The 10,226-nt window shown below is 38.2% G+C and carries 10 protein-coding genes; 3 read left to right on the top strand and 7 right to left on the bottom strand.

Going from position 1 to position 10,226, the window contains the following annotated elements:
• Positions 1 to 393 (bottom strand): penicillin acylase family protein (locus ACEW8U_RS05465; RefSeq protein ID WP_373521029.1); only part of this gene is annotated, 393 nt, incomplete at its 3' end.
• A gap of 285 nt (positions 394 to 678) precedes the next feature.
• Here ACEW8U_RS05465 and ACEW8U_RS05460 point away from each other — a divergent pair.
• The 3 genes from ACEW8U_RS05460 to ACEW8U_RS05450 all read left to right on the top strand — a co-directional run bounded on the left by ACEW8U_RS05460 (position 679) and on the right by ACEW8U_RS05450 (position 2,914).
• On the top strand, positions 679 to 1,755 hold the full coding sequence (locus ACEW8U_RS05460) for an ATP-binding protein (RefSeq protein ID WP_373521028.1): 1,077 nt from the start codon (positions 679 to 681) through the stop codon (positions 1,753 to 1,755).
• Between the two features lie 11 nt (positions 1,756 to 1,766).
• The gene (locus ACEW8U_RS05455; protein ID WP_373521027.1) at positions 1,767 to 2,390 is read left to right on the top strand and encodes a response regulator; all 624 of its coding nucleotides are present in this window, start codon (positions 1,767 to 1,769) and stop codon (positions 2,388 to 2,390) included.
• A gap of 95 nt (positions 2,391 to 2,485) precedes the next feature.
• Positions 2,486 to 2,914, top strand: a complete 429-nt coding sequence (locus ACEW8U_RS05450; RefSeq protein ID WP_373521026.1) for a hypothetical protein — start codon at positions 2,486 to 2,488, stop codon at positions 2,912 to 2,914.
• Positions 2,915 to 3,043: 129 nt separating this feature from the next.
• On the opposite strand, the gene ACEW8U_RS05445 is transcribed toward ACEW8U_RS05450, so the two are convergent.
• The 6 genes from ACEW8U_RS05445 to ACEW8U_RS05420 form a co-directional block, all read right to left on the bottom strand.
• Positions 3,044 to 4,261 (bottom strand): acetyl-CoA carboxylase biotin carboxylase subunit family protein, encoded by a 1,218-nt coding sequence (locus ACEW8U_RS05445; RefSeq protein ID WP_373521025.1) that lies wholly within the window; start codon positions 4,259 to 4,261, stop codon positions 3,044 to 3,046.
• Between the two features lie 3 nt (positions 4,262 to 4,264).
• Positions 4,265 to 5,695 (bottom strand): M17 family metallopeptidase, encoded by a 1,431-nt coding sequence (locus ACEW8U_RS05440; protein WP_373521024.1) that lies wholly within the window; start codon positions 5,693 to 5,695, stop codon positions 4,265 to 4,267.
• A 64-nt stretch (positions 5,696 to 5,759) separates the two neighbouring features.
• Positions 5,760 to 6,905 carry an alpha/beta hydrolase gene (locus ACEW8U_RS05435; RefSeq protein WP_373521023.1) on the bottom strand — a complete coding sequence of 382 codons (1,146 nt, stop codon included), beginning with the start codon at positions 6,903 to 6,905 and terminating at the stop codon, positions 5,760 to 5,762.
• Positions 6,906 to 6,998: 93 nt separating this feature from the next.
• A complete protein-coding gene (locus ACEW8U_RS05430; RefSeq protein WP_373521022.1) occupies positions 6,999 to 7,490 on the bottom strand; it encodes a hypothetical protein in 492 nt (163 codons plus the stop codon).
• A complete protein-coding gene (locus ACEW8U_RS05425) occupies positions 7,490 to 8,203 on the bottom strand; it encodes a 16S rRNA (uracil(1498)-N(3))-methyltransferase (protein ID WP_373521021.1) in 714 nt (237 codons plus the stop codon). The genes ACEW8U_RS05430 and ACEW8U_RS05425 overlap by 1 nt, the downstream gene beginning before the upstream one ends.
• 135 nt (positions 8,204 to 8,338) lie before the next feature.
• Positions 8,339 to 10,141 (bottom strand): DEAD/DEAH box helicase, encoded by a 1,803-nt coding sequence (locus tag ACEW8U_RS05420; protein WP_373521020.1) that lies wholly within the window; start codon positions 10,139 to 10,141, stop codon positions 8,339 to 8,341.
• Between the last annotated feature and the right edge of the window lie 85 nt (positions 10,142 to 10,226).

Raw genomic sequence — 10,226 nt, 5'->3', positions numbered from 1 at the left:
GAGGAAATAATTGATTCCATCGGCCCAGGCATCCATTAGATTTTTGAGCCATTGCGGGGAGTTTTGGTATTCTTTTTTGACAATTTCTTCATCTATATACAGCTTCATTCTGAGATCTGCGAAAACTTGATTAACACCTTCCACTTCTGCCATTCTTCCCATAGCTGTTATGTAATTTACTTCTATCCGGTTGAAGTCATCCTCGCATTGGGCGTAGATCATTCCAAAAACTGCATCAGCATCTGATTTTCCGTAGACGTGCGGAATACCCCATTGGTCACGAACGATCTCGGTGTTTTGAGCTCTTTGTTCCCATTTTTCAAGATTACCCTGAGAAAAGGAGGCAGTAATAAGACAGAAAAATGCAATGATTGAAAATGTTCTTTTAAGCATAATGTGGGCTTTTGGATTTATTTGCCTAAAAATAGCAAAATGTCTAAAGAAGCAAGTGACAAATAGGTTTAACGGAGGAATTTAGAATTGCAAGATTGCAAGAATGTAAAATTAATATTTCATGATTTTCATATCGTACTATCCTTGTCAATTTTTCCCTCTTTTTCAATCTTCTCACCACCTAACATGGGTCATCGATCATTCGACATTATTGCTACGATACCAATTCATAAAGAATTAAGTAAACCAAATTTAGTTTTATCCTCCAAAAAAGAGATATTCAAAATGGGAAATAGGATTGATTTTTGTTTATTGGAAGAGATATTCGAAAAAAATATGTTTGAGGAGAAATATTTTAATAAAAATGATAATGTGGCTCTAAAAATCCTGATGCTTTTGGATGATTTTTCGGAAGGGTTTTTAGTTTTGGATACGGAAGATCAAATAATTTTTATAAATAAAAAGGCTGCAGAGGTATTGGCATTGGACAATGATAAAATTATTGGGGCAAACCTTAATAACATTGCTCTTGACCAAAGTATAATTGACTTTGTTGGAAAAGCCAGAGCAGGGTCGACAAAAATTGTTGAAGAAATGGGAGATGGTACTCTCGGTTCTTGGCTTGAACTAGAGGCTATTTTCAATGATGAATTTTTGGGGATTGTTATTAGGGACATAAAAGGAAGAAAAGAAGCTCAGAACGAACAGAAAAATTCTTATGAATCTATCAGGAATTTGAATACCCATATGCAACTTGCAAGGGAAGATGAACGGGCTAGCCTTGCTAGGGAGATTCATGACCAATTGGGGCAGAGACTTACAGGGTTCAAAATGGAGATAGATTATATATTAAGAAAAAGTCAAAATCTTGAAACCTTTGTCACTGAAAAACTTAGAAATGTAATCAATCAGATAGATCGGACCATAGGGACGGTCAGGAATATTTCGAGAAACCTCCGTCCAGGGATTTTGGATGATTTCGGACTCTTAGCAGCTTTGGAATGGCAGGCTGATGAATTTACAAAAACCAGTGGTATTCCGGTTTTTTTTCAGTACTTAGGAGAGGAAAAGAAAACTGATAACCAAAAAGTCACCGCAATCTTCAGGGTCTATCAGGAGTCTTTGACTAATATCATGAGGCATGCAAAGTGTACACATGTTAATGTGATGGTTAATTTTGGTGCTGAAAAAATTGCTTTGGAAGTTGCTGATAATGGAAAGGGTTTTAATCCGGAAATACTGAAAAATCAAAAATCTTTAGGGGTATTTGGGATGAAGGAACGGATAGAAAGTATCGGTGGTAAGTTTGAAATTGAAAGCGCTGAAGGAAAAGGGACAAAAGTAAAATTGGAAATGCCCTAAATAGAAATACCATGAAAGTATTGATAGCTGATGACCATCCCATTGTCCGTAAAGGTATTATTCAACTCATGGTAGATGCATATCCACACATGGAAGCTTTTGAGGTGACATCCGGCAATGAAGCCCTCAATAGGATTAATGAAGAAGGTTGGGATTTGATTATTCTTGATATTTCTATGCCGGGGATCAATGGTATTGAGGTGTTGAAGCAGGCGAGGAAAAACGGAGTCAAGGTACCAATCCTGATCTTGAGTATGCAGGCGGAGGAACATTATGCCTTGAGAACACTTAAAGCAGGCGCTTCAGGTTTTGTTAGTAAAGAGAGTGCAGGTGAGGAATTGGAAAAGGCTATCAATAAAATAATGAAAGGGAAAAAATACCTCAGTCCGAAGGTGTATGAAATTATGGCCGAAAATATTGGAGAGGAGCCCATACTTTTTCATAATAAATTGTCTGACAGGGAAATGGAAGTGATGACCCACATTGCATCGGGAAAAACTGTTTCTGAAATAGCCCTACAACTCAGCCTGAGTGTCAATACCATCAGTACTTACAGGTTGCGTGTTTTAGACAAATTAAGACTACAAAACAATTCTGAAATTATCAGATATGCATTTGAATTTGGATTGATTTAAATTTTGTAGTACAAACCATGACAGGATAATCCGCTTTACCACTACCATTTTTTATATCAGTTTGAGATAGTTTTGTGTATTAAATTATCTCGCAGATGTCTACTCTAACAAATCCCTCGATTAAAGCATTGTTTTTCGATTTTGCACCCAGTAATACTGCTAAAATTCAAGAAATGATCCAAGATTTGCCATTTTTGGTAATTGACGGAAGCGTGTATTGCCTTGAAAAACTGGAAGAAAGGATTTTGGAAAACAATGTAAATCTTGTCATCATCAATGTTTGTCTCAAACTTGCTTCGGGAAAATTTTCACCCGATCTCACCATAGAAAGGATCAAACAAATCAATCCTGATTGCAGGATCATGTTGTGCAAATCGCACATTGGACCTTTGTTAAGGAAAATTTATTTACGTCAAGGATTTGATTGGGTTGTAGATAAATCAGTCCAAATGAAAAAATTCCCTCAGATTCTTGAGGAGATTTCAAAAGAAATAATTTCTGAAGAAATCTTGGTTGCATGCTAAGATTTAGAATTTAGAGATATAAAAGAATATAAGCCCTAGAATAAAAAGAGTAAGCAGAATCGTCGCAAATATCGCCCAAGATGTAGACCCGATAAATAGCTCGGCCGGAGAAAAAAATCTCCGGCTTTTTTAATGGAATTTTTTTATTTTTTCCTGATGGGCTACAGTGGAAAAATCTCTCGTTAGCCTTTCCGCATAATTATCCAACAATTCTCTAACCCTAGCATGATTGTCCGAACTTACGATTATACCTGCATGGTAATCTAATGGAACTTTCAAAAACACTTCAGGATCATCAAATGATGAAAGGTCAGGATCCTTAAATTTTGAAAGTGTGAGGACAATTCCCGCATATCCCTTTTTGACTTTTGGGAGCTTATATTTCATTCCTTTGGCAATTGCATCTTCGATTTTGGCCCATTCTGCCCAAAGATTTATGTCTGTCGCAGCTTCCACCATTTCTGCCAAATGTGCGCCACCAACTCTTGAAGAGGTTTCCAAGAAGTAAATTTCACCATCCTCTTTTCCTTTAATGAATTCAGTATGAGCAGCACTACTTTTCATTCCAAAGGCCCTCATTACTTTTTTGTTGGCTTCATTAATGTTTTTTTCATCTTCGGAGCCATATGGAACATTTGCACTTCTAAATATTCCACCACCTTGAGAAATTTCCATGGGTGTGGCCAAGTATCTTGAAACAGTACAAAATAAAGTTTTTCCTTCCAAATTCAGGCTGTCGGCATGATACACATCTCCCGGCCTAAATTGTTCTACTAGATACCTCACCCTGTTATCACCAAGTTCGTGGATGTTTTGCCATAGGCTTTCTTTATCATAAATTTTAATGATTCCATGTGCAGAAGCTTCAGAACGGGGTTTTAATACCCAAGGCGGAGGTACATTATCTGCAAAATTGTTGATTTCGGTATCGTTCAAGATTGCAGAAAAAGCTGGCACCAAAACTCCGGCGGATTGAGCCTTCATTCGCATAGCCAATTTATCCCTGAAATACCTTCCTGTGGTTTGGCCCATTCCAGGGATCCTAAGATTTTCTCTTAAAAATGTAGCCTTTTCAACATCATAATCATCCAAAGCTACGATGGCATCAATATATGTGGTTTTCATGATGCCTGCCACTCCAAAAAGGAGTGTCTCAAGATCCCAATCGAGATCCTGTCCGGGCATATAAAAAACTTCATCAATGAATTCGAATGGCCAAGGGCTTTCCCTTAGTTTTTCAGTTGTAATGAGGAATACGGTATTTCCAGCTTTTTTTAATGAAATCAGGAAGGCACTTCCTTTAAAATAATTGGAAATGCACAAAAAGGTTTTTTTGCTGTCACTCATGGCTTATTTATTTTCCAACAATTTAATTAATAAATGCACACCAAATGCAGTTGCGTGTTTGGTTTTTGCAAATTCTGAATCACCAAAGGCAGTTCCAGCGATGTCAATGTGTGCCCAAGAAGGATGATTTTCAGTGAAAGCCTGTAAAAATTTTGCCGCAGTAATCGCACCTGCAATTGGTTTTCCATGGAAATTTTTGATATCGGCAATGTCACTGTCCATTTCAGATTTGTAAGCATCCCATAGGGGGAGAGGCCAAACTTTCTCATTAATGGCCATTCCACCGCCCTGTAGTTTCTGAGAAAGCTCATTATCATTTGAAAATAATGCAGCACATTCATAACCAAAAGTGCCTACGGCACTTCCTGTTAGAGTAGCAAAATCAATGACGGTGTCAGGTTGATGATTTTTTATGATGTAAGACAGCCCATCAGCTAAAATCAATCTTCCTTCGGCATCGGTATCGATTATTTCTATGGTTTTCCCACTATGGCTACCGATAACATCAGATGGCACGAAGGATTGACTATCGATGACATTTTCTACACAGGGTACTACTGCGGTTACATTCACAGGCAATTGAAGGTCAGCGATCAGTTGCATTGCAGCCAAAACACATGCAGCACCTCCCATGTCACATTTCATGTGGACCATACCGGCAATTTTGATATTGAGACCTCCAGTATCAAAGGTCACACCTTTGCCAACAAGGCCAAAATGTTTGGTGGCTTCCTTATGACGATATTTCATGATGATGAATTGCGGTTCCTTTTGGCTCCCTTGAGCTACTGCCAGAAATGCTTTTAACCCTTCTTTTTCACTTTTTTTCCGATCAAATGCTTTTACACTGATACCAAAATGTTTACCGGTCTTTTTGGCCCATTCAGCCAAGTATTCAGGGGTAGCTTTGTTGGGGGGCAAGTCCACCAGCTTAAAAGCCTGTAATTGGGCATTGGCTATTTTTATTCCTTTTTCAGCAATTTCTAATGCATTTTTATGTGATGAGATGATTGATAAAGTTAAGTCTTCCCAATTTTTTGGTTCAGTTTCCAAATTTTTGAAATGCCCCAATCTGTAGGTGCCAAGTATAAGACCAGAAACAGCCGCTTCAATCAAATCAGTTTCTACACCACCTGAAAAAACCAAAAGAATATCTTCTCCTATCAATGATTCCTGTTTGGCTGTCAATCTCCTGAATATGGTTTTTACAACATGATATTCAGGGGTTTTTCCAAGTCCCAGTAGTACATAGATTCTCTCATTTATTTTATCTTCAATGATAAATTGTGTATCCTTTTTCCCTGAAAAAAGATTTTTGGATACCTCGATTTGTGAAAATCCATCAGGTAATTCTATTACTTCATCGAATTCAATGATAGGGATAAGAACCAATCCTTTAAATTTATTGTCAGATTTTAAAATGTTTAATTTCATATTTTTTTAATGAGAAATAAATGGAGATGACCAGAATTTAATTTCAAATTGACTGGATATTTTTTTAAATATCCCCTTCTTTGTTACTAAAAAACAGCCACTCAATGGCTTTGGGGAATTCGTCACTCCAGTAGGTTTCACTGTGTTTTCCTTCCATATTGATGCTAAGTTTGACCTTCATCCTTTCCCGATTGGATTCTCTTTTCAAAAGTCTTTTCTTAAACTTTTTCACATGACGGATCATGGTTCCACTTTCATCCCCCCCAGCATAGAGGTAAACTTTTGTATCCATGGGCTCAAAAAAATCAAGGAAGGAGAATTTGATTTTTGGTATTACCCAAAGGGAAGGGGAGAAGATCATCAATTTTCCATAGACCTCAGGATAAATGAGACCACTGAAAATACTGACAAGGCCACCCATAGAACTTCCTCCGATACCTGTATATTCCCTTTCAGATTTGGTTCGGAAATTTTTGTCCACAAATGGCTTTAAAGTGTCTGCAATAAAACGGATGTATTTTTTTCCTTCGCCCTGACCTAGCAGTGTCTTACCGAAGTTGTATTCCAATACCCGCTCTTTTTCAGCATGTTCTATGGCAATGATAATTATTTTACCAATGCCATAATCAGACATTACAGCTAGCTTTTTATCTATTTGCCAATTGCCAAAAGGGGCATTTTCATTAAAGAGGTTTTGAGCATCTTGTAGGTATAGCACAGGATAATGTTCCGCTGAGGTTTCATAATCATAAGGAAGTAATGCCCAAACCTTCCGGGTTTTGTTCAGTTGTGGTATTTCAAATTCTTCAGATATCAAATGGACTTTAGGCAGTTGGCTAGGCCTGTAAGGAAGCCAGTTTTTACGCCATTTCGGAACATGCTCTTCTTGAATCCCAAATGTTTTATTACTGATTCGGTTTGGGGTTTTATTACCATACTTGTCAATTTCTACCTCCGACCAGTCACCTTTAGTGAATTTATAGATCAGTTCATTGGGAAATATAAAATCATCTGGAAATCTAAAAGAGTATTTACCATTAGATACTTTCTGTAAAAGATACCTTCTGTCTTGGGTAGCCCAGTTATTAAAATTACCTGAGAGATATACCGGCCTGGTATCATCCTCGTCGGTGGTAAGCAAAATACTTAGACCATCTTTTTTACCCTCTTGTTCTTTGTCGGTCACAACAGTATTTTCTTCAAAATCCATCCGAAATGTTTTCTGTTTATTTTAGCAAAAACGAATTCTGCAAAATTAATTTTTTGAATCCTCCAAATAAATAAGATACTCGACTTTTTGCATTTACCATCTAACTGGAGATAGGCGGTTCGGAGGTTCTTGAATCATGATAAAGGATTCACCCTCTTTGGCATGACAGGCATTACAAGCTGAAGTCAAAGCTCTGAATCCTTTGATAAATTCCTCCTTGTCTTTCTTAAGAATAACTGCTTCTAACTCAGGAAGCGTGGTTTCCATGAAATCTTCCGCAGACTCGGTCCTGACAGGTCTTCTTTTCAATCCATCTTCCATGGCTTCGATGATGTGTTCGACCTGATGGTCTGCATAGCCCCAATTCTCATCCATTCCAGCCCAGTATAATTCTGAATACCTATAGGATACTTCCACCATAGTACGACTGAATCCTCCGAGTTGATGAGCGATTTCTTCAAATTTTTCTTCACTATTCCCTTCTAGCCAACCATCTAATCCTACAGCCGTGGATTTATCTTCAGAAATGGTTTGACAGGAGGATAGAAATAAAATCAAGGCACTATACAAAAAGATCTTTTTCATTATAAATCCAGATTATTGATAAGTTGTAATGTGTGTACTGCTGCAAGTCCAGCCGTTTCAGATCTTAATCGGCTTTTTCCCAAAGAGCAGGGCAAGAAATAGTGTTTGAATGCCAAATCAAGTTCTTGTTGGGAGAAGTCCCCCTCAGGTCCAATAAGAATGATGTAGGCATTATCTTTTTTTGCTTTATCAAATAGATGCCTGTCATTTTCTTTGTCGACATAAGCGATAAATCTTTGATAGGTATCGAATTTTTTATCCTTCACTAATTCTTCCATTGGTACCACAGCGTTTAATTTAGGAACACGGGTCTTGAGACTTTGTTTACAGGCAGAGATGATCTTTTTCTCCAAACGTTCAAATTTTAGGTTTCCTCTTTCAGAATGTTCGGATTGCATAAAGCTGATTTCATGTACGCCGATTTCTGTGATTTTTTCGATCATCCATTCCATCCTTTCGGCATTTTTGGTCGGACTGATTGCCAGATGTATATAGTAATCATCCTCCGGTACAAAATTTCTTTCTTCGATGGAAAGGATGGCTTTTTTGGGATCGGCAACCGTGATGACGCAGGTGTAAAGACAGCCTTTACCATCAGTGAAGTTGACTTTGTCACCCTGTTTTCTTCTCAATACCTTGATGAGGTGTTTTGATTCCTCAGGGTCTAATTGGAAGTCCTTGTCTTGCGTATTTTCATGAAAAAAAAGCTGCATATTTTTGGTGATTATTTAACGAAAATACGGAATCCATTTTGAATCAGGTAGCAAATCAAATAAAAAAAGCACGATCTCTGAAAGACCGTGCTTTATCTTAAATTTTATAACGCTATAATTTATTCCTTCCTAAGATCAACCTTTGGAGATTTCCATGTTGACAGTTATTCCTTTGATGGTATTGTTTCTCATCACGCTGATTACGTGATCAGCATCTTTTTGAGGTACATCCACGAAAGAGAAGTTGTCGAAAATATCGATACCACCGATTGATCTTCCAGGAACTCCGGTTTCACCTGCAATTGCTCCTACGATATCATTTGGTCTGATACGGTCTTTCTTTCCTAAGTTTAGGAAAAGACGGGCCATTCCAGGCTCTCTAACACCTTTCTCCCTTGGGCTTCTTTCGGTTCTGTCACCTCTATCACTTCTCTCAGGTCTTTCGCTTCTCTCACTTCGATCTCTGCCATATCTGCTCTCACTTCTTCCGCCTTCACTTCTGCCAGATCTTTCTCTACCTCTCCCGGTCTCTCTTCCACGTCCAAAGTCTCTTTCTCTTCCGCCTTCATTTCTTCTAGATCCTCTGTCCCTGTCTCTTCCAAGATCAAGTTCAAAGTTCTGATCTTCCATTTCGTGAACTGTATCGGCCAATTGGATTTTTACCAATCCCAAAGCTACTTGTTCAATGCTAAGACCTTCTGTTAAAAGTTGTCCGATAATATCCTCATAGAAACTATTATCACCTTCTTTGCTCAATTGTCTATGGACATCTTTCACAAATTGGGTCTTTTTCAATTCAATAAGATCTGAAACAGATGGAGGGGACATTTTGGAAATCGAAGTCTTGATGAATTTTTCAAGATCTTTAATTTTGAACATGTCTTTTCTTCCGGTTACAAAGCTTATTGCAGCCCCGGATTTACCGGCCCTGCCAGTTCTACCGATTCTATGAACATAATTTTCTTCGTCCAAAGGAAGGTCAAAGTTGAAAACCACCTCGACATCATCCACATCTATACCCCGAGCCGCAACATCTGTGGCAACCAATACCGAACAATGTCCTTTTCTGAACTTGTTCATCACTTTGGTACGCTGTGCTTGAGAAAGATCTCCGTGAAGAGCCTCGGCCTGAATACCTCTTGCGATTAATTCTTCAGTAACTTCGTCAGTTACTCTTTTGGTATTACAGAATACCACACTTAGATTAAATTGATTCAGGTTCATTAACCTGGTCATCAATTCTATTTTTAATGATGGCTTAACTTCATAATATACCTGAGTGACATTTTCTACTGTCAATTCCTTTCTAACCACTTTTACATGTGCAGGATTATTTTGGAATTTCCTAGTTAAGTCCAAAATTGGCTTTGGCATAGTTGCTGAGAAAAAGACAGTTTGTCTTTCTTCAGGACAATCGCTGAGGATATTTTCAATGTCCTCTCTGAAGCCCATGTCCAGCATTTCGTCTGCCTCATCCAAAATGATGATACTAACCATATCCAACTTTAATGTACCCCTGTCCATGTGATCCATGATTCTTCCAGGAGTACCGACTACAATCTGAACACCCTTCCTTAAGCTTTTGATCTGTCTGTCAATCGCTTCACCACCATATATACAAGTCGAAGAAAGTCCTCTTTTGTATTTTGAAAGTTTTACGATTTCACCTTCTACCTGTACCGCCAATTCACGGGTTGGACAAAGGATCAAAGCTTGTGGCTTATTGATGGATGTGTCTACCTGATCGATGATAGGTATACCAAATGCAGCAGTTTTACCAGTTCCCGTTTGAGCCTGACCGATGACATCTCGTCCTTCCAATAAAAGAGGTATAGATTGTGATTGAATAGTAGATGGATGGGTATAGCCCATGTCCTCTACCGCCCTTAAGATTTCCGCTGAAATCCCAAGGTCTGAGAATGTTAATTCTTTTTCCATGATGTTTCCTTACTTCTTCAAACCATGATCTCCTAGAAGTACCCTAAATCAAGCGACAGTAAGGAAACCCACGGTATGAAAAATG

It is taken from the genome of Aquiflexum sp. (assembly GCF_041751335.1).
Lineage (GTDB): Bacteria > Bacteroidota > Bacteroidia > Cytophagales > Cyclobacteriaceae > Aquiflexum.
This window is presented reverse-complemented; position numbering and strand designations above follow the sequence as displayed.